Annotated in this window: 16 protein-coding genes and 1 tRNA gene; 8 read left to right on the forward strand and 9 right to left on the reverse strand. The window is 61.9% G+C overall.

Annotated elements, in window-relative coordinates; translation table 11 throughout:
- From ACILSQ_RS13535 to ACILSQ_RS13550, 4 genes are read left to right on the forward strand one after another with little or no spacing between them, the layout of a single operon-like run.
- Nucleotides 1-1,755 carry a hypothetical protein gene (locus ACILSQ_RS13535; RefSeq protein WP_395744169.1) on the forward strand — a complete coding sequence of 585 codons (1,755 nt, stop codon included), beginning with the start codon at nucleotides 1-3 and terminating at the stop codon, nucleotides 1,753-1,755.
- A gap of 13 nt (nucleotides 1,756-1,768) precedes the next feature.
- Nucleotides 1,769-2,674, forward strand: coding sequence for a MotA/TolQ/ExbB proton channel family protein (locus tag ACILSQ_RS13540; protein ID WP_395744170.1), 906 nt, complete (start codon nucleotides 1,769-1,771; stop codon nucleotides 2,672-2,674).
- 13 nt (nucleotides 2,675-2,687) lie between these two features.
- Nucleotides 2,688-3,533: a hypothetical protein gene (locus ACILSQ_RS13545; RefSeq protein ID WP_395744171.1), complete on the forward strand. Its 846-nt coding sequence runs from the start codon at nucleotides 2,688-2,690 to the stop codon at nucleotides 3,531-3,533.
- Between the two features lie 6 nt (nucleotides 3,534-3,539).
- Nucleotides 3,540-4,460, forward strand: a complete 921-nt coding sequence (locus tag ACILSQ_RS13550) for a hypothetical protein (protein ID WP_395744172.1) — start codon at nucleotides 3,540-3,542, stop codon at nucleotides 4,458-4,460.
- Between the two features lie 68 nt (nucleotides 4,461-4,528).
- Here the strand turns inward: ACILSQ_RS13550 and ACILSQ_RS13555 are convergent, their stop codons facing one another.
- The 4 genes from ACILSQ_RS13555 to ACILSQ_RS13570 form a co-directional block, all read right to left on the reverse strand.
- Nucleotides 4,529-6,091, reverse strand: coding sequence for a PQQ-binding-like beta-propeller repeat protein (locus ACILSQ_RS13555; protein WP_395744173.1), 1,563 nt, complete (start codon nucleotides 6,089-6,091; stop codon nucleotides 4,529-4,531).
- A gap of 75 nt (nucleotides 6,092-6,166) precedes the next feature.
- Nucleotides 6,167-6,241 (reverse strand) — tRNA-Lys (locus ACILSQ_RS13560).
- A gap of 39 nt (nucleotides 6,242-6,280) precedes the next feature.
- Nucleotides 6,281-6,976: an HAD-IA family hydrolase gene (locus ACILSQ_RS13565; protein WP_395744174.1), complete on the reverse strand. Its 696-nt coding sequence runs from the start codon at nucleotides 6,974-6,976 to the stop codon at nucleotides 6,281-6,283.
- Nucleotides 6,977-7,046: 70 nt separating this feature from the next.
- Nucleotides 7,047-7,712 (reverse strand): hypothetical protein, encoded by a 666-nt coding sequence (locus tag ACILSQ_RS13570; RefSeq protein ID WP_395744175.1) that lies wholly within the window; start codon nucleotides 7,710-7,712, stop codon nucleotides 7,047-7,049.
- A gap of 148 nt (nucleotides 7,713-7,860) precedes the next feature.
- Between ACILSQ_RS13570 and ACILSQ_RS13575 the strand changes: the two genes are divergently transcribed.
- On the forward strand, nucleotides 7,861-10,149 hold the full coding sequence (locus ACILSQ_RS13575) for a DUF1549 domain-containing protein (protein WP_395744176.1): 2,289 nt from the start codon (nucleotides 7,861-7,863) through the stop codon (nucleotides 10,147-10,149).
- Between the two features lie 87 nt (nucleotides 10,150-10,236).
- On the opposite strand, the gene ACILSQ_RS13580 is transcribed toward ACILSQ_RS13575, so the two are convergent.
- The 4 genes from ACILSQ_RS13580 to ACILSQ_RS13595 form a co-directional block, all read right to left on the reverse strand.
- Nucleotides 10,237-11,643: a DUF1501 domain-containing protein gene (locus ACILSQ_RS13580; RefSeq protein WP_395744177.1), complete on the reverse strand. Its 1,407-nt coding sequence runs from the start codon at nucleotides 11,641-11,643 to the stop codon at nucleotides 10,237-10,239.
- A gap of 78 nt (nucleotides 11,644-11,721) precedes the next feature.
- Nucleotides 11,722-11,988 carry a hypothetical protein gene (locus ACILSQ_RS13585; protein WP_395744178.1) on the reverse strand — a complete coding sequence of 89 codons (267 nt, stop codon included), beginning with the start codon at nucleotides 11,986-11,988 and terminating at the stop codon, nucleotides 11,722-11,724.
- A gap of 1 nt (nucleotide 11,989) precedes the next feature.
- On the reverse strand, nucleotides 11,990-12,289 hold the full coding sequence (locus ACILSQ_RS13590; protein WP_395744179.1) for a hypothetical protein: 300 nt from the start codon (nucleotides 12,287-12,289) through the stop codon (nucleotides 11,990-11,992).
- Between the two features lie 33 nt (nucleotides 12,290-12,322).
- Nucleotides 12,323-14,038, reverse strand: a complete 1,716-nt coding sequence (locus ACILSQ_RS13595) for a DUF4407 domain-containing protein (RefSeq protein WP_395744180.1) — start codon at nucleotides 14,036-14,038, stop codon at nucleotides 12,323-12,325.
- Nucleotides 14,039-14,121: 83 nt separating this feature from the next.
- On the opposite strand from ACILSQ_RS13595, the gene ACILSQ_RS13600 reads away from it, so the two are divergent.
- Nucleotides 14,122-14,814, forward strand: coding sequence for a GNAT family N-acetyltransferase (locus ACILSQ_RS13600; RefSeq protein ID WP_395744181.1), 693 nt, complete (start codon nucleotides 14,122-14,124; stop codon nucleotides 14,812-14,814).
- 767 nt (nucleotides 14,815-15,581) lie between these two features.
- On the opposite strand, the gene ACILSQ_RS13605 is transcribed toward ACILSQ_RS13600, so the two are convergent.
- Nucleotides 15,582-16,529: a class I SAM-dependent methyltransferase gene (locus ACILSQ_RS13605; RefSeq protein ID WP_395744182.1), complete on the reverse strand. Its 948-nt coding sequence runs from the start codon at nucleotides 16,527-16,529 to the stop codon at nucleotides 15,582-15,584.
- Between the two features lie 202 nt (nucleotides 16,530-16,731).
- Between ACILSQ_RS13605 and ACILSQ_RS13610 the strand changes: the two genes are divergently transcribed.
- Nucleotides 16,732-17,265 (forward strand): sigma-70 family RNA polymerase sigma factor, encoded by a 534-nt coding sequence (locus ACILSQ_RS13610; protein ID WP_395744183.1) that lies wholly within the window; start codon nucleotides 16,732-16,734, stop codon nucleotides 17,263-17,265.
- Nucleotides 17,262-18,716, forward strand: a complete 1,455-nt coding sequence (locus ACILSQ_RS13615; protein WP_395744184.1) for a LamG-like jellyroll fold domain-containing protein — start codon at nucleotides 17,262-17,264, stop codon at nucleotides 18,714-18,716. Before ACILSQ_RS13610 ends, ACILSQ_RS13615 begins: the two co-directional genes overlap by 4 nt.
- The last annotated feature ends 8 nt before the right edge of the window (nucleotides 18,717-18,724 follow it).

The following is an 18,724-nucleotide window of genomic DNA, read 5'->3' on the forward strand; positions in this document are numbered from 1 at the left end:
ATGAACAACTCGACCTATGAATTGGAATGGCGCGGCGCCAGAAAGTCAGGGTACTCGTACGCTGACATCGAAGAGGCGCTGATTTCTGGGGACCTGCACTCGCTTTATAAGATCCATGTGAATGGCAGACGGGTGGTGCTGCGGGACTTTCTGGAGCAGGAGCGCGTGCAGCAGGCACAGGCGGCCCGCGTGGCGGCGGCCCAGGCAGCGCCTCAGCTTCGACCGGAACCACCCATCCCATCATTGCACGCCGCGCCCCCTCCCCCGTTGGAAAGAGCCATGCCGCCGGGGTCTCCGTATTCCGGCTCGCGCGCCAGCTCCCGCCCGGCGCAGAAGCCCGTCTGGTTTTGGCCCACCGTCATCCTCTCCTCCACGGTCTGCCTGCTGCTGATGGTGGTGCTTGGGTACATTGTCAGCACATCGCGCTCAGGAAACCAGCACGCCGCCTCAGCCGGTGCACCGGCATCAACCACCAAACCTGCGCCGGCTGCTGCCGGAACCTCGGAAGCCGCGCACGCCAGTCCCGCAGTTGCCTCCGTTTCTGGCATACCCGAGAAGCCTGCCACCCCCGAATCCAAGCCAGACAAAAAGCCGGTGGAGCTGAAATTTCACCCACACTCAATTACCGGCAATGAAATCTTCCCCAGCGCCATTGTGTCCACCGCCACAGTGGACTGGAATGACGAGGAAGAATCTGCGGAGGACAAGAAAACCGAAGACGACGAGGAATTACGCAAGCACCAGACACCCCTATATGGAGATGAAAACAGCTGGCTGAGCTTCTATTTGGAAGGAGTGAAAAGCGGGGCCCAGGTCACCGTCGAAGTGTCTGCCGATGGGTTTATCAAACCTTCCAAGTGGCAGGGAACCGTCACCAAGGTTGGCGACGATGGGCGCGTAATCATCAGGCCCAAGGTCATGTGGAACTATGAAACGCTGATCAAGGTCTATCAACAACGCCCGATGAATGTCCTGTTTTCCGCCTCAGTCGATGGAACAGAACTACCGAACAACAATGAAACCTACACCCTGAGGTCCATCAACGACTGCCCCCTCTCTGTCCTACGGCAAGACCGGCGCGGAGTAGCCATCGACCTTTCGTTTGTGTGTGCTGCCTACGTCAACGAGAACCACCCGCAGGTGCATGACATTCTCAAAGAGGCCCTCGAATGCCACATTGTTCCCCAGTTTACTGGATACCAAACAGAAAAGACGGACGATGTTCTGGAACAAGTCTGGGCCGTTTGGAACGCCCTTCAGCGTCGTGGCATTAAATACAGTGACGTGTCCACTACAACCCCGAGCAAAAACGTGGTAAGTCAGACCATCCGCTTCTTGGACCAGTCGATCGACTCTCATCAGGCCAACTGTATCGACGGCTCAGTGCTCTTGGCCTCGGTGTTGCAAAAAATCGGGATCAAATCCTATCTTGTCCTCATTCCAGGCCACTGCTTCCTTGCTTTCGACACAGTGGAAAATAGCACGGCTCTGCCCCTGGGCCTGGAAACCACTCTGCTAGGCAAGGATGATATTTCCGACGTCAAAAACAAGGATCTCTTGCCCGAAAAGGAATTCTTGAAAGAATACGATGATTCCCGCAAAACGTTTTTGGCAGCCCTGAATGCAGGAATCACAAAGCTTCAGAGCTGCGCCCGCAAACTTCAAAGCGGAGATGATCCGCTCTACGCGCTTATTTCCATCGAAGAGTACCGGAAGAAAGGCATCATGCCGATCCCTTTCGCGAAAGAAAAGTGATCACCCCAGCCCCATGAGCATGACACAAGAGCCGCCTTTGATTCCTAGCACCCTTCCAGGAGGGAACCCGTTTGCCGGCGCTGGCAAGGTGCTCGACTGGTCGCGTTCAGACATTGAGCGCAGGCTGGGCTTTCACGGCGGGCGGTTCACCAGCCCGGGAAAGATTTTTTCCTTCATCATCGGCCTGCTGCTCACCGCCGGCTTTTACACCGCGATCATTTTGATCCAGCAGAAGTGGCCGCAGACGCGGTGGTTTGCCGCCATGTTTCTGGAGCGCGGCCCCTGCCCCTACCCCACCATGCTGCTCTTCTTCTGGGCGCTGGCCATGCTCTTCATCAAATGGCGCAAGCTGGTCTTCCAAAGAAAGGTCTTCAATCTGTCCATCCTGCCCCAGGAGCCCGAGTTTGTGCTCACCTCCGCCACGGCCAAGGAGGTGCGGGACCGCATGTGCATGCTGGTGGACAATCCCCACAACTTCGTTCTGCTCAACCGCATCGACCTCGCGCTGGCGAATCTGCACAACATCGGCCAGACGGCGGACGTCGCGGCCATTCTGAAGGTGCAGGCGGAGAATGACGAGGCGCAGTTTGCCGCCAGCTACGGCGTGATCCAGGGCTTCATGTGGGGCATTCCGGTGCTGGGGTTCATCGGCACCGTGCAGGGGCTCAGCCAGGCCATCGGCGCCTTTACGGACACCTTGCAGGCCGGCGGGGATCTGGCGGCCATCCGCGCTTCGCTGAAGACGGTCACCGGCGGTCTCGCCACCGCGTTTGAGACCACTCTCGTGGCTCTGGTCTGCGCGTTTGCCCTTCAGCTCATCGTCAGTTTCCTGCAGTCCCTGGAATCCCAGTTCCTGGACGACTGCAATGACGTCTGCAGCAAGCAGGTGGCCGGAAAGCTCCGCCTGCAGCCCACCTGAAATCCACACCACCATGCGCGGCCGGTTCAGCAAATCCCACGGCAGCTCCGTGAGTTTCTTCGCGTTTCAGGACGTGATCACGGGCACCACCGGCTTTCTCATCATCATCACCATCTTCCTGGCGCTGAACCTCGACGAGGTGATCGGCACCACCCCGGATGCCGATCCGCATGCGGCGCTGACGGGCACTTTGCAGGACACCCTGGCGGAAATCGTGAAGCTCAAGAAGCAGACCGCCACCGCCATGCTTTCTCCGCTGGAGACCGAGGAAACGCTGAGGCGCATGATTGATGAACTGGAGCGTTCGATTGAGCGGCTCTCCCCAGGCTCCAAACCCGATCCCTCTAAAAAACCCGTGGAGGAGTCGCTTCTGGACAAGGAGATCCGCCTCGAAAAGGAGAAGCTGCTGGCACTTCTGGACGCCTTGAAAAAGCTGCTGCCTGACGCCACCGACAAAGCGGCCGCGGCCGAGTCGAAACTGGCCGCGCTGGAGAGCGAGCTGAAAAAGGTGCAAAGCCGGCTGCAGCAGAGCCTGAACCAGGAAAACGTCCTGCGGCTCATTCCGGAAAAAAGCACCACCAACAAAGTCCCCGTGCTGGTGGTGGTGTCGAAGGAGGGCTTTCGCATTCTGCCCTTCGACGGCTCAAAGGCGCTGTCCGTCTCTTCGGTTGCATCCATGCTGGAGGCCCTGGGCAGCACCTTTCCTCCCGCGCAGCACTACATCGTGATTTACTTCAAGCCCTCGGGCTCGCGGCACTTTGAGGACGTCACAGAAGACACGCGAAAGGCCGGCTACGAAATTGGCTACGACCTGATTCCCGAGCACATCCAGTTGGAACCCGCCACCTCCAAACCCTGACAGGCCATGAGAAAACTGCGCTCCAACTCCGACGAAAGCCTCGACCTGCTGCTCGACACCTTGTGCAATGTGTTTGGGGGCATCATCCTCATCTCGTGCCTGCTGGCGCTCCTCACCAACCACCGTCCATCTCCCACCGGCGATCCGACGGGCACCACCGCCGCGCAGGGGCGCCTGCTCGCGGAGCGGCTGGCTGCTGCGAAAAGCGAGCTCGCAGGCCTCAAAAAGATCAACGAAACCATGAAGCCTTCGGCTGATGAGAAGCTGCTGGCACTGGTGCGAGAACGTGACGCGCTGCTGGCCACGCAGGAACGGCTGCGGAAACTTCAGCCGCCGCCGACGAACTCGGACACCGCAGTCTCCAAGAATCCGGTGGGCGATCTCAAGGAGCTCCGCTCAGAGGTGAAGGCCGTGGACCAGCTCCATGAAGATGCCAAAGCCCGCAAGGAGGCGGCTGACCAGAAGGCCCGGGACCTCGCCGCGCAGATCCAGAGCCTGCTCAGCAAGGTCACGACTGAGGAAGACAAGCATACCGAGCACGTACGCTTTCCCAAAGAGCGCGCCATCACCAAACCGCCGTACAACGTCCTCCTGAAGTACGGCGCCCTTTACCCTTTGCAGGATGCCTCGGGAGAAAAGTTTGCCGGCCTCAAGCGCGTGATGAAGGACGATGAGAGCTTTGAAGCCATTCCCATCGAGTCCCAAGGCATCCCCATCACCAACGTCGCGGTCGTGCGCCGTCTCCTGGCCAGCTACAAACACTGGGGCGGCTACGTGAGCTTGAATGTGTACCCGGACTCCTTTGAGACCTTTCGTGCGCTGAAAACTCTCATCATCGAGGAAGGGCTGGACTACGGCTTTGAGGTGTGTCCGCAGCACTACATCATCATTTTCAGCCGCAAGGGCACCTCTCCCGCGCCGCTCTGAGGCAGGCAGTTGCGTACGTACGGCTTCATCACATGCCATGCGGACGGCGCAAATCCCGGAAAGCCCCGTCAGTTCACCGGCCGCAGGTCGAAGCACACGAGCTTGTCCTTCTGCCGCACGAGCAGCCTGCCATTGGTGATGGCGGGAGAGGAGCAGCCCATGGCGTCTGTTTTGGCGCGGCCGAGCTGCTCATAGGCGGCGCTGCTGGCCTTCACCATGCGCACATGCGTGCCGTTGTTTTCATAGACGATCAGCTTGCCGTCAGCGAGCAGCGGCGAGGTGATGGTGCTGTTTACCTCGTTCACCACCCACTTCTCCGCGCCGGTTTCAAGATCGACGCACTGGTGCTTGCCTCCGCAGCAGTGATAAACCTTGCCTTCGTAAATGATCGGGCTGCCAGTGTAGCGCAGAGTCACCCAGAAATGCGACCACGCGGCTTTCGGCGTGCCGTCCGGCTGCATTTTGTAGGCACGCAGCCCCACGCCTGCGGTGCCGCTGTAAAGTACGAGCCAGTCGCCGCTCGTCACCGGGGTGCTCTGGCTGCCGCCTTCGGCCTTCCACCTCACAGCGCCCGTTTCGGGGTCGAGACCATACAGCGCGTTGTTGCCATTGATCACGAGCACGGGCTTCCCGCTGCCAGGCGCCCACCATGTCGGGCTGGCGATCACCCCTTTCGCCTCCTTCTGCTCCCACAGCATCTTGCCATCGGCCTTTGAAAAGGCGCAGGCCACGCCGGCCGCCATGTACACGCGGTCTCCCACGATGAGCGGCGACGCCGCGGGCCCTTTGGCGGAAAGCGGCGCCGACCACACGAGCCTGCCATCGGCCTCGTTCACACAGAGCAGTTCTGAACTGCACGCGGCATACACCCTGCCGTCCACCACCGCACAGGTGCTGGAGGACTGGCGTCCGCTGGGCTTGCCGGGCTTCGCGTATTTCCAGATCTGCTTTCCGGTGTTCAGATCCAGGCAGAGAACCACGTCCTGGGCGATCTTCACCGTGTTCGGCACCAGCGCGATCATCTTTTCCTTCACATCGGGCGGAAAGCCTTCGTCATCCAGCCACTTGCTGAACTCCGCCGCACTGGCAAAGGGCCTGCCCTGGCGGCTGTTCATCTTGCCGAGCCACTCCAGCGCGATGGCATTTTTGCCGGCCTTAAAGCGGCTCGTCACCCAGGAGCCGAGACTGATGTCCTCTTTCTCGCTCAGGTTGTCCTTGCGCCATTGCACGATCCATTCATCAAACTTTTCGCCACGCAGCTTGGGCAGGTTGAGGCGTGTTTCCTCCAGCCTTTTCTCCAGCTCCGGCGAGACGCCGCGGTAGTTCAGCGACTGCATCACCTCCGTGTCGATCTCGCGCGTTTCAGACGGCACGCGCTCATGCCACACCACGCTGAGGAACACCCTCTCTCCGCTCACCACCGGGCTGCCATGCCCGCCGTACTCGTTGCTCGGGATGAACTCGCTCTCCCAGACCTTTTTCAGGCCCTCCTGCGGAAAAGCATCGGCGATGGGGCTCGTGTCCTGCGAAATCCCGTTGCGGTCAGGTCCGCGCCATTGATTCCAGTCACCCGCCCACGAAGTGGCGGCAAACAACAAGACCTGTGCGGCAGCGATGGCGTTTCTTTTCATGCGCTGCGGTTAACGGCCTCATGCTGCCGTAAGTTTCACCCGTTCCTCTCCTCTCAGATCTCTTCTCTGTGAGAGTGGTACGCAGGGAGGGGATCGAACCCTCGACCAATTGGTTAAAAGCCAACTGCTCTACCGCTGAGCTACCTGCGCATTTCGGAAACGGGGGCGGGTATGTATTCACAGGAACGTTCAGTGCAAGCCGGAATATGCCCCGGCGCGGACTTTCTGAACCAGCGCCCTGAGCCCGTTTTCAGGTCGCTGGACGTGAAAAGCATGGATGCCGCAGCTCTCCGCCCCGGCCAGATCGCATTTCAAATCATCGCCAATGTGCAGCGCCTCCCCCGGCAGGCAGCCTCCGGCGGCCAGCGCGGCCTCAAACATGCGCGGGTGCGGCTTGGCCGCGCCGACCTCGCTGGAGAGGATGACCTGCGCAAAAAAACGCAGCAGATCATGCCCCGCCAGAATGCTGCGCAGCCGGCGGTCGAAATTCGACACCACCAGCAGCCGGTGGTCCCGTGAGAGATCCTCCAGCGTGGGCGCCACATCCTCAAACACGCTCCAGGCCTGCGCCTCCTCATAATGCGCGTACAACCCGCTAAAAAGAGCCTCCAGCATCCCTGCCGCCAGCGGTGCTCCCAGCACACGGCCAAACACGTCTCCCACCAGCGCCTGCCACCAGCCGCGGTCGTCATCCTCAGCCGTCTGCCCCGCCGGATGCAGCGGCGGCAGCGTTTCCTTCCATGCCGCGCGAAACGCCCCCATGATGGCTCCCGGCTCCGCCACGATGCCGTGCTTCAGCGCATGGCGGGCATACGTGGCTCCCACGGGCTCGGCGGGCTTGATCAGCGTGCCAGCCGCATCAAAAAACAGCGTTTTCAGCGGCATGACAGGGCGGTGCGGAGAAATAAAAACGGGAGCGGCCTTGCAGCCGCTCCCGTGGGAAAAGGAGAGAAGATTACTTGGAAGCCGTGACCGGATTCTTCGGATTCTTGCCGTAAGTCACTTCCTGCTCAGGCTCCGCAGGGAGCTGAGGCAGGCGGCAGTGCCAGCTGGAGCCGGGGAGGAGATAGCCGCCGCTCAGATCGTTCAGGCTGCCCACCATGTAGGACTTCGGCTCAGGCGGGGTGATGATGTCCACGGCGCCAAAGAGACCGCGGCTGACCGTTTCGCCGTAGGTGTACAGGGTGCTCTGATAAACTCTCTTCGTGGCGATCATGCCACGCTGCATGATGCCGGTGGCCACGCCGGGCCAGCGGCGGATGGCCCGCACAGCAAAGGTGGCGGTGTCATCCACGGTGTCCATGGCGTAGTCGGTGTAGCGGTTGGTCTCGCGGAAAGCGATGTCGTCCGTGCGAAACGCGGCATCCATGCCGATGTTCGTGTAGTCCCTCGCCTGGCGGTCCGAGACCTTGCCGACGAAGTTGGTGCCGTCATCCACGATGTCCATCGTGGAGGTCTCCGCCTGGCCCACGCCCTGGCTCACATAGCCGAGGCCGCGGTTCACATATCCAGCATCACGGCACGGGAGCACCGACGAAGGACGCGGGTTGTTCACCAGGTTCCTCGTACTAGTGCAGGAGGCGAGAGTGGAGAGCAGAACAAGGGGCAGGAGCAATTTCATAGATTAATGGGTGACTCTGTCAGAAAGGACCATGGATTGTCAAAGCTAAAATCGGCCAATCTCCGCCAAATGCACGCGGGAATGACACAGAAACTGAAAGACCCCCGCCGTCATCGCGTTATCGCGCCATACCCCCCATTGTATTTCCATGAAGCTGAACCCCTTCTGCTCCCTTCTTGCATGCCTCGCCGCCTCGGCCCTGACGGCTTATGCCGCGCCTGATCTCACAGCCACCGCAGCTAGGATCGACGAACTCGTCAATGCCAAGCTCGCCAAGGAAAAAGTCCAGCCTAACAAGCCCGCGAGCGACGAAGTCTTCGTCCGCCGCGTGTATCTGGATGTCGCCGGCCGCATTCCCACCCTCGCGGAAACCACCGAGTTCCTCAAAAGCACCGATGCCGACAAGCGGGCCAAGCTCATCGACAAGCTCCTCGCGAGCGACGGCTACGTGCAGAACTTCTACAACTACTGGGCCGACATCCTGCGCATGAAGAGCCAGATGGTCGGCGGCGGCCAGAGCCTGCCCGCCTTCTACGGCTACTCCAAGTGGCTGAAGGACAGCCTGCGCGACAACAAGCCCTACGATGAAATGGTGCGTGAAGTCGTCACCGCCAGCGGCAAGAGCTACGAGGACGGCGCCATCGGCTTCTACATCCGCGACTACAACATGCCGCTGGATAACATGGCCGTCACCACCCAGATCTTCCTGGGCACCAGCATGGTCTGCGCCCAGTGCCACAACCACCCCTTCGACAAGTGGACTCAGATGGACTACTACCAGATGGCCGCCCACACCTACGGCATGACTGGCAGCAACGGCCTGACCAATCCTCTTCTGGCGCAGGCCATCTACGGCGGTGGCACGGCCAAGAACAAGGGCAACCGTTACGGCGGTGCCGTTACTAAATTTGACCTCCCCAAGGGCATCGAGCGCAAGGACGTGGGCCGCGCCATGACTGAAATCCTCCGCCCCCTCCGCTACAACACCGTCCTGGACATGACGGACAAAAAGCCCCTGCTTCTGCCCCATGACTACCAGTACTCCGACGCCAAGCCCAAGCAGAAGGTGGAGCCCGTCATTCCCGCCTCCTTCAGCAAGGACGGCAAGATCGTGAAGCAGGGCGTCAAGCCCATCACCTCCTACGCCGCCTGGATGACCAGCAAGGAAAATCCCCGCTTCACCACCGTCATCGCCAACCGCCTGTGGAAAAAGCTCATGGGCCAGGGCCTCATCGAGCCCGTGGACGAAATCACCGACAGCACCGTGCCGAGCAATCCCCAGCTCATGACCTTCCTCGAGGACACCATGAAGGCCGCGAATTACGACATGAAGGCCGTCCTGCGCGCCATCCTCAATTCCCAGGCCTACCAGCGCGAGGCCTACACGAAAGACGTGGAACTCGGCGAAGTGTACAACTTCCCCGGCCCCCTCCTCCGCCGCATGAGCGCCGAGCAGATCTGGGACAGCATGGTCGCCCTCTACAAGCCCGGTGCAGACGTCCCCAGCATCGCCACCAAGGTCGATGGCGAGATCGCTCTTCGCCGCATCGAGTGGCTGGACCGCGCGCTCAACAGCCTCTCCCCTCAGGAACTCCAGGCCTGCACCATCAAAGTGGCGCAAAAGCAGAAGGAGCTGGCCGCCGAAGTCCGCGCCGCCCAGGAAACCATGGAAGCTGCGTCCAAAGCCAAGGACGAGGCCGCCATCCGTGAAGCGCGCAAAGCCATCCAGAGCCAGCGCAAGCGCATCGACGAAGCCGTGGACGCCGTGGTCTATGACGCCGGCTTCAAGCGCTTCGCTGAACTCGCACGTGAAGGCAAGCTCGACGACGTCATCAAGGACGCCGAATTCACCAAAGAAGTCACCGCCGCCGCCAATCTCAAAAGGAAGAATGGCGAAGAACTCGGCATGGATGATGCCCTCGCGCTCCTGGCGAAGCAACGCCGTGCCAGGCTGAGTGAGGCGGCCAAAGCCCGCTTCACGGCAGACGCCGGCCGCTTTGAGGTCGATGACAAAAACGAAAAGGCCTCTCTCGCCGCCTGGGAAAACTTCCGCGACACCTATATGCTGCGCGCCGCGGACCTGCGCAGCCCCGCCCCGAACGGCCACTTCCTCCGCGAGTTCGGCCAGAGCGACCGCGAACTCGTGGAAAACTCCAACGACGAGGCCAGCGTCAGCCAGGCGCTCATGCTGCTCAATGGCAAGGTCTTCAGCAACCTCATGAACCGCTACACTGTGATCGCCCGCTCCATGGACCGCGCAAAAAAGGACGGTCCGGAAGCCGTGATCGACACCGTCTATCTCAGCCTGCTCAGCCGCAAGGCCACTGCTGAGGAAAAGGAACTGCTCAAGCCCATCGCCGACAACGCCGACTCCACCGACCGCGGAGACGTGCTGTGGACCGTGCTGAACACGCGCCAGTTCTTCTTCATTCAGTAAGACGCGCCGCGCAGGACCAAAGCTGACCCGTTGCGCCGCAACGGGTCGGCTCCCAGCACACTCCGGCTGCGGCGCAACCGGACGACTTTAAGCGATCACACCCTTCACCACTTCCCCCGCCACATCCGTCAGCCGGAAATCACGGCCGGCGTAGCGGTAGGTCAGCTTCAGATGATCCAGCCCCAGCAGGTGCAGGATGGTGGCATGCAGGTCGTGGATGTGGACTTTGTCCACTGCGGCGTAGTAGCCGTAGTCATCCGTGGCGCCGTAGGCGGTGCCGGGTTTGCTGCCGCCACCAGCCAGCCACATGGTGAAGCCGTGCGGATTGTGGTCGCGCCCGTCGCTGCCCTGCGCCACGGGTGTGCGGCCGAACTCACCGCCCCAGACGACGAGGGTGTCATCCAGCAGGCCGCGAGATTTGAGATCCGCCAGCAGTCCTGCGATGGGCTTGTCCACCTCGGCCGCATTTTTCGTGTGGCCTTTGAGCAGGTCGCCATGCTGGTCCCACTGCACAAAGCTGTCGCTGTGCGTCACCTGCACAAAGCGCACGCCGCTTTCCGCGAAACGCCGCGCCATGAGGCACTGCCGGCCAAAATTCGCCGTCACCGGATCATCCAGGCCGTACATCTTGCGTGTGGCCTCCGTCTCACCGGAGATGTCCTGCAGTTCCGGCAGCGTCGATTGCATGCGGTAGGCCAGCTCAAAGGAGTTGATGCGCGCCTCCAGCGCCGCATTCGCCCCTGCCACATCCAGATGCGCATGGTTCATCTGCGACACCAGGTCCAGTTGCGCGCGCTGCTGCTCCGGGGAGAGCGTCTTGTTACGAATGTCCCGCACCACCGCCTGCTCCGCGGGGATGCTCGCATTTCCCAGCGGCGTGCCCTGGCAGTGCGCCGGCAGAAAGGCGGAGCCCCAGTTGTTCACGCCGCCATGCGCCAGCGTCGGGCAGATGGTGACAAAGGCCGGCAGGTCCGAATTTTCAGTGCCCAGCCCATAGCTGACCCACGAGCCCAGGCTTGGCCGCACAAAGGTGTCGCTGCCCGTGTGCAGCTTCAGCAGCGCCCCGCCGTGCGCCGGGTTCGTGCCGTGCATGGAGCGGATGATGCACAGGTCATCCACATGCTTCGCCACATGGGGAAACAGATCGCTCACCGGCAGGCCGCTCTGGCCGTAGTGCCGGAATTTCCATGGCGACTTCAGGAGGTTCCCGGTCTCGGCAAACTTCACGCGCGGCAGCGCAAAGGGCGGCGGCTTGCCGTGGTCACGCTCCAGCAGCGGCTTCGGATCAAACGTGTCCACCTGCGAGGGGCCGCCCTTCATCAGCAAGAAAATCACCCGCTTCGCCCGCGCCGGAAAATGCGGCTGCTTCGGCGCCAGCGGGTCAATCACCGCCGCCTTCGCAGCGGACTCCAGCCCCAGCACTCCCTGCAGCGCCAGATAGCCAAAGCCCGCGCAGGAACTGCGCAGCATCTCGCGGCGGCTAAATGAGGGCATGGGCGGCATGGTTTTCACATAGCAACATACGGGCCGGGAGGCCGCGCTCTTGCCTGCATATGCCACCTTCCCCCGCTGCTACAGCCCTGAACGGGAACGCAGGGCGTGGGCATACACGCCCATGCCCAGAGGAAAGAACACGAGCGCCAGACGCCCGACGAGAGTTCTAAGAATCTCGTTCTGCGTAAAATCATGCACCACGCTCGCCACCACCAGCAGAAGAACCGCCGCAAGGAGCACCGCGGCAGGCAGCTTCGGCCCGCGGCGCAGCCCCTGAATGACTCCATACAAAATGGCCGCGATAACCACGACCATGCCACAGACAATCATGACCTCGCCGTCCATGTCAGTCAGTCATTTGGTGAAGTTCACGCTGCCCATAAAAGACAAAGGCGCCGAAGAGCAGCCAGATCACCCCCAGGGTGAACATGTCACCCCCTGACGTGAAAAAGCGCAGAAAAATGCCGATCACCGCCAAAATCCAAAGACAGTGCCAGTGGCCCCCGCCCCCGTTCCGCAGCGCCTGAATGGACATCACCAGCGGATAGAGCGAAGCCATGCTGCAAAGGCCCATGGCCCGCTTCATTGTCAGCCACTCCGCCCAGGCCTCCAATGAGCCAGCAGCGGCCAGTGCGGTTGTGTGCATGTCACCCATCACGGATCAAAAAACGGTTCTTTCTCACGCCCGCCCCGTTGCCGGCGTGCGGGTGCGGTCATCGTGGAAGAACTTCTCCATGCGCTCACGCAGGTCGGCGTAGAAATTGCGGGACATCTCTTCGATGGCCTCCGCCGTGTGGCTGACGCCGCTCTTGGCGGCCAGCTCACGTGCAACCCGGCTCTTCTCCTCAAACTCGCGCTCCAGGTCCATGAGATAGACCAGAAACTCCTTGGCCGAACGCGCGCCGTCCACGCTGGTGACCAGCGAACGCTCAAGCATCTTGTTTCGGGTGAAGTTCAGCACCCGGCTTTCTCCCAGCTCCTTCATCTGGCGGCTGAAGCCCTCCATGAAGGCTTTGCGCTCGCCTTCAAAACCCAGCTCCTCGCGGTCCACCATGGTGTCATACGGACCCGGCTTGGAGAAGAATTTCATGATGAGCGGAATCGTGTCCACCAGCATGAAAAGCAGCGTCAGCACCAGGTACGCCACCAGGGCAAAGGTGCCCCCCTGCGCGCCCTGCTGAAACAGCTCATGCAGCGCCAGTGTCTGCTTCAGGATGTCCCGGCGTGATTCGTCACGAATTTTGGCGATGCGCAGCTCCTCGTCCTGGCCCAGCCGGGCGATCTCCTCGTTCATGTTTTTCTGCTGCAGCAGCAGCGCGTCGATCTGCGTCTTCAACGTTTCACGAATGGCGTTCTGCTGGCCCACAAACTGATCCGCCTGTTCCGTCTGCACCTTCTGCTTCAGTGCGGCCACGCGTTCACGCTCCGCCTTGTCGCGTGCGGCCTGCTCCGCCGCTTTGGCGTCCAGAGCCGCGTTCACGCCGTCCTCGGCCGCCTTGATTTCAGCCACCACGGCCACGCGGTTTTTCGTCATCGTATCCAGCACGCCGCTGAGGCGTGCGCTCTCCGCCCGCCGCCAGGTGAGCTGGTCTTCCTGAATGCTCTTGGCGCGCGGCCCCAGGCCCACGATGCCGCTGCGCTGGCCGTTCACCTCCTTTTCAAACTCCGTCTGCCAGTGGTTCAGCTCTTCGGCGATCTTCTGGTAGTCTTTGCTCATCGCGGCCATCTCCGTGTCCAGCTTGGCCAGCCTTTCCTTCCCAGGCGCCACGGCATCGCCGATCTTCGCCTCCCGCTCGGCCTTGGCGGCCTTTTCATCCTCTGTCAGCAGCTTCTCAACAGGCTTGCCCTGGTCATCCAGGAACTTCGCATTGAAAGTCGCATTCCAATTTTCACGCTGCTTGGCGATCTCCTCCTCCAGCGGCACCAGACGCGCCTCCACGGCGACTTTCTCCTGCTTTGAAACTTCGCGCGCGGCCTCGATTTCATCCTGCCGGTGCTTTTCAATCACAGAAGAGATGGTGTCTTTAAACAGCAGCAGCGTCAGCGGATGTGAAATCGTGATGCCCATCAGCGCCGCCACCACCATGCGCAGGGAGAACTGCCCAATCTTCCGGAAAAACGACTGATACGCGCGGTAGGTGGCCAGCAGCGCGCGGTCCACCGTCAGGATGATGAAGGACCACACCAGCGACACCGGTACGATGATGTACCAGTTGTCCGTCAGCGTGCTCAGCGCATACGCGCAGGCGATGATGGCAAAGGTCGACGGGACCAGCACCGTGGCGCCGAAGGCCACGTACTTGCGCCGCTCCCAGGCGGGGCAGGCGTCGAGATTGTCGGAGGAGGCTGCGGAGAGCCAGAAGAAAACGCGTTCGATGCGCTGCAGGAGGTTCATGGGCGTAGTGGGCTGCCTAGGGCGAGTGTGCGGGCGGGCGCGAGATTGTCAATCTGCGGGAATGGATTAATAAGACCCCTCCTATGACGCCCACGTTCGATGATGCATTCATTTGTGATTCCGTTCCCGCGGAAGTCATGGATCAGGTCTGGGCGGCGGGCTGGCGGCATTTTGGCAGGTATTTCTTTCGGTACAGCACACAGCAGGCCAAAGACGGCGGCCTGCAGACCATAACGCCGCTGCGCATCAGTCTTGCGTCCTGCTCCTTCACGAAAAGCCAGCGCCGCGCCCTGAACAAAAACGCCGGCCTCCGCACGGAAATCTCCCCCGCCACCCTCGATGGCGAGCTGCGCGCCCTCTTCCAGCGCCACAAGCAGCGCTTCACCCACAACATCCCCGACACCCTCGAAACCTTCCTCGGCCCCGACCCCGCCCGCGGCCCCTGCGAATGCCGCATGCTTCGGGTGTTTGACGGCGAGCAACTCATTGCCGCCAGCTTCCTGGACCTCGGCCAGCAGGCCGCCTCCAGCGTCTATGCCATCTTTGAGCCCGAGCACGCCGCCCGCAGCCTGGGCATTTACACCCTGCTTTTGGAAATCCAGCACTGCCGCGCCGCCGGCCTCCGCTGGCTCTACACCGGCTACGCCACGCGGGAGCCCAGCGTGTATGATTACAAAAAGCAGTTTCGCGGCACGGAGGCGTTGGCGTGGACCACAGGCGCATGGCTGCCGGCTCAACATCCCGGAACTTGCTGCGCTAATGGCTCCCCGGCCTGAACCGCCGTTCACCGAATTTGATGCCTGCGGTGGCTGGCGGAAATGTTGCAAGTTGCACCGCCTAAGCACGGCAACATGGCAACATTTTCAAGGACACCTCCTTGTTCCCGCGCACTGAGTAGCAGCAGGCAGCATTTCATGGCATTGAAGCGAATTACACCGCCTGCCAGAGCGGCCCGAGATGGCAGCATTTTGAAATCGATTTGTTGCCATAACCACGAGACTGAGCTTGCCCTCGGTGGATCACTCGGCGGGAAAATGCCTGGCCACGCCAAGGACGCAAGACTCAGTCCAGGGGGCCGGCCCCCTGCGGGGGGCTCCTGAACACAGTCGCTTTGCCGCAGTCTTCCGGGTGCCTACAGCCTGCGCTTTCACAGCGCATAGTGTTGAAAACGGGTGTGTGCAATCAGCCCCGCCGCAGAGCGTGCCTGGCGCTAGATGCGCACTCATCCAAGGATAAATATTTATTCCCATGACTCTCTCCCCTCGGGTGCTGAGGCGCTCCCGCTTTTGCAAATCACCCCAGTGCCCCACGCGGGCCTCAGCCCGCCCTCCGGCCAAAATGTTGCCATGTTGCCGTGTCTAGGTGCGGCAACATGGCAACATTTCACTGTCCCGCCTTCGTGGAAGAGGCAAACAAGCGCAAGACAAGGCACCGCCGCGCACCAGTGCGCAATCCGAAAGCGCCCAAGGCTAAAATGGCGGCAACATTTCACGCATGAATTTGATACCATGCCCTCATGACGCGCGTGCCCGCCTGGCCGTCCCTACCGCCGGATGTGCAGAAACAGATTCACCCCTTCCGGCTCCCAGTTCACCTCGATGGAATCCGCCGGCGCCCCAGCCTCCAGGGCCAGCTCCCGCAGGTGATCGCGCGTGCGGTGCTGCAGCACCCAGTCGCCCAGCAGCTCCATGTAGTCGCGGCTGGGGTTTTGGTCGGAGAAATTCCCCACCACCACTTCCCCGCCCCGCTTCGTCACCGCCATCAGCGCCTTCAGCAAAAAGACAAACGTGCGGTCCGTGAGGTAGTCAAACAGCCCGGCGGACCACACCAGCTCATACCCCTTCGCGGGCAGAAAGCGCAGCACATTGCGGTGGTAAAACTCCACCCGCGCGGCAAACGGCGCGCACAGCTTCTTCGCCCGCTCCACCGCGTGGATCTCCGCGTCCACGCAGTCGAAAAACACCTCGCGTTCCGGATTGTCCAGCACCCATTCGCGCACATCCCGCGCCGGGCCGCTGGCCACGTTCAGCACCTTCAGCGGTGCCTTTGCCCGCCCTGCGGAGTGCGAGTTCAGAAGCTGGTGAAAGTAGGCCTTCCGGTTTCGCACCGCATTTGGCGCTGCCTGCGCATGAAAATACAGGTCCCAGCGCCGCAGGTGCGGCTCCTGGGCGGTCTGCATCGTGTAGATAGCCTCAATGATCTCGAAGTCCCCGCTGTAGCCGTATTTTTTTCCCAGCGCCCGCGCCTGCATGGTCCCCTCCAGATAACGGTGCGTCATGTCCTGCGCATAAGCCAGCACATCATCCCGCGCGATCACCTGCGCCCGCACCGCGTCTCCCAGCAGCCGCAGCGTGCGGTTCATCTGCGCGTAATCTGTCGGCATCGGGCCGCCTTGGGCGATGAATTCCCGCAGCAGGTCGTCACATTCAATCAATGGCGCAAAGTCGTTCTTGCGAACGGAGTAGCGTTCCTGGAGGACAAGGGGCGGCATGCGCTGAAGGTGGCAGATGGAGGCCTTCTTCGGCCTAATTCCTTGATAATAAGCTCTTCTTGACCTTTCGGGAAGCAAAAAATTACAGCAATGCTGTTTCCCGCCCACGTCCGCCTCCCTAGTCCTCCGCTCGTGGGAAAAACAAATTCCAGCTTTGCCCGTAAAATCCGCGTCTCCCAGGGAGATATGAATATGCCCGCTCATGCATCCCTCCGACCAAGAACGCCACCGCCGCTTTCTGCGCAGCTTCACCGCGCATGAGCCCGCCCTCCGCGCCCACGTGCGCCGGCTGGTGCCCGCGCGGGCGGATGCGGACGACATCATGCAGGAGATCAGCGTGGTGTTGTGGGAGAAATTCGACTCCTTGCGCGAGGGTGCGGAATTCAAGCCTTGGGCTTTCGGCGTGGCACGCTTTGAGGTGCTGGCCTGGCTGCGTGACCGCGGCCGCGACCGCCTCGTCCTCGATGAGGAGGTCATCACCAAGATCGCCGAGGAGACCACGGCCCTGGAGCCCCACCTGGAGCGCCAGCGCGAGGCCCTGGAGCACTGCATGCAAAAAGTGCCCGCAGAGCAGCGCGGCCTCCTCATGCAGGCCTACCAGCCCGAGTCCAGCATCCAGGAAGTCGCCCAGGGAAGCGGCCGCAGCGTGCCCGGCTTTTACCAGTGGCTGCACCGCATGCGGCAGAAGCTGCTGGACTGCATCCGCCGCGTTTTGGCAGAGGAGGTGGCACCATGAAAGCAGAGCTCATGGCCGCCTACATCAGCGGCAGCATCACGCCGCCTCAGATGCAGCAGCTCAATGCCCTGCTGCTGGCAGACGCGGAAGCCCGCCGCGAATTCGCCGAACTTCTCAACGTGGACTCCGCCCTCGCAGCACTGGCTGCGGATTGGACCTCCACACAAAAGGTGGCGCGGCCAAAACCTGCGCGCTGGCTCACCTCCTCACCCCGCTGGATCACCGCCGCCGCAGCGTGCATCGCCCTGCTGCTCGGTGCCTGGTTCTGGCAGCAGTCGCAGCACTCCTACGCCACCGTTTCCAAAGCCGCCGGCGTGCAGGAGCTGGCCGATGGCGCGGAACTGCGCGGCGAGACTCACGACATCCGCGCAGGCAGCGTTTCCCTCGTCACCGCACGCGGCGCTCGCATTGTCATCGAGGCCCCGGCGGAGTTCTATTTTGAATCCGCGCAGCGCCTGCACATGAAGCGCGGTCGTCTCGCGGCCGATGTGCCGCCCACAGCCAAAGGCTTCACCGTCATCACGCCTTCCGGCGATGCGGTGGATCTCGGCACGCGCTTCGGCGTGGACGTGCCCGCCAGCGGCGCGGCAGAGGTGCACGTGTTTCAGGGCGAGGTCATCACCAAGGCCTCCGGCGCGAAAGCCAATCAAAGCCTGCGTGGTGGCGATGCAGTGTCCTTTGCTCAAGGTGCCAGCACCGCCCGCGAGCTGCGCTCCTCCGCCTTCATCCAGCCGGATGAAATGCCCGGCCTCACCGCTGGACTCGCCGCCGGCCAGCGTGCGCGCTCCGCCGCAGCCGTCGCTGCTTTGAAGCAGGACCCTGCGCTCATTGCCTTGCTTGATTTCGAATCCGCCGAGGAACTCCCCGGAGTGTACCGCCGCGTGCAGGGCCGCTGGCCTGGCTCCCACGCGCCGGAGTTTGTGAATGTGGGCGATCACTTGAAGCTCGATGTCGGAGGTGGCCGCGACTGGCCGCAGCTCACGCTCGCCGCCTGGGTGCGCATCGACCGCCTCGGCGCGCCCTACCAATCCCTGCTGCATACGGATGGCTGGAGCGGCAACAACCCCGGCCAGGTGCACTGGATCATCAACCGCGACACCACCATGCGCCTCGCCCTCATCGGCAACACCCTCGCACCCGGTGCCACCGAGCGCCAGGGCCACCCCGACTCCCGCAGCCCCGTGCTGCCGGAGCAGGGCCGCTGGGTTCATCTGGCCACCGTCTATGATTCCACACGCGGCACCGTGCGCTTTTATCTCAATGGTCAGTTCGACAGTGAAACTCACCTGCAGACCGCGCACCCCGCACGCCTCGGCCCCGCGCAGATCGGCAACTGGAACCAGCAGGACCGCAAGCTCAGCGGCCGTGTCGATGAACTCCTCCTGCTGGGCCGCGCCATGACCGACGCCGAAATCCGCGCCCTGCACGCCGCAGGCAATCCTTACCGCTGATCCCGCCA

The sequence above is a fragment of the Prosthecobacter sp. genome (assembly GCF_044227185.1).
In the GTDB taxonomy this organism is placed as follows: Bacteria; Verrucomicrobiota; Verrucomicrobiia; order Verrucomicrobiales; family Verrucomicrobiaceae; genus Prosthecobacter.

Excerpts from the sequence above, each read along its gene's own strand:
- ACILSQ_RS13570 (WP_395744175.1), bottom strand. The coding sequence starts at position 7,712 with ATGAAATTGCTCCTGCCCCTTGTTCTGCTCTCCACTCTCGCCTCCTGC.
- ACILSQ_RS13535 (WP_395744169.1), top strand. The coding sequence starts at position 1 with ATGAACAACTCGACCTATGAATTGGAATGGCGCGGCGCCAGAAAGTCA.
- ACILSQ_RS13580 (WP_395744177.1), bottom strand. The coding sequence starts at position 11,643 with ATGCCCTCATTTAGCCGCCGCGAGATGCTGCGCAGTTCCTGCGCGGGC.
- ACILSQ_RS13565 (WP_395744174.1), bottom strand. The coding sequence starts at position 6,976 with ATGCCGCTGAAAACGCTGTTTTTTGATGCGGCTGGCACGCTGATCAAG.
- ACILSQ_RS13595 (WP_395744180.1), bottom strand. The coding sequence starts at position 14,038 with ATGAACCTCCTGCAGCGCATCGAACGCGTTTTCTTCTGGCTCTCCGCA.
- ACILSQ_RS13610 (WP_395744183.1), top strand. The coding sequence starts at position 16,732 with ATGCATCCCTCCGACCAAGAACGCCACCGCCGCTTTCTGCGCAGCTTC.
- ACILSQ_RS13600 (WP_395744181.1), top strand. The coding sequence starts at position 14,122 with ATGACGCCCACGTTCGATGATGCATTCATTTGTGATTCCGTTCCCGCG.
- ACILSQ_RS13590 (WP_395744179.1), bottom strand. The coding sequence starts at position 12,289 with ATGCACACAACCGCACTGGCCGCTGCTGGCTCATTGGAGGCCTGGGCG.
- ACILSQ_RS13555 (WP_395744173.1), bottom strand. The coding sequence starts at position 6,091 with ATGAAAAGAAACGCCATCGCTGCCGCACAGGTCTTGTTGTTTGCCGCC.
- ACILSQ_RS13550 (WP_395744172.1), top strand. The coding sequence starts at position 3,540 with ATGAGAAAACTGCGCTCCAACTCCGACGAAAGCCTCGACCTGCTGCTC.
- ACILSQ_RS13585 (WP_395744178.1), bottom strand. The coding sequence starts at position 11,988 with ATGGACGGCGAGGTCATGATTGTCTGTGGCATGGTCGTGGTTATCGCG.
- ACILSQ_RS13575 (WP_395744176.1), top strand. The coding sequence starts at position 7,861 with ATGAAGCTGAACCCCTTCTGCTCCCTTCTTGCATGCCTCGCCGCCTCG.
- ACILSQ_RS13545 (WP_395744171.1), top strand. The coding sequence starts at position 2,688 with ATGCGCGGCCGGTTCAGCAAATCCCACGGCAGCTCCGTGAGTTTCTTC.
- ACILSQ_RS13615 (WP_395744184.1), top strand. The coding sequence starts at position 17,262 with ATGAAAGCAGAGCTCATGGCCGCCTACATCAGCGGCAGCATCACGCCG.
- ACILSQ_RS13605 (WP_395744182.1), bottom strand. The coding sequence starts at position 16,529 with ATGCCGCCCCTTGTCCTCCAGGAACGCTACTCCGTTCGCAAGAACGAC.
- ACILSQ_RS13540 (WP_395744170.1), top strand. The coding sequence starts at position 1,769 with ATGAGCATGACACAAGAGCCGCCTTTGATTCCTAGCACCCTTCCAGGA.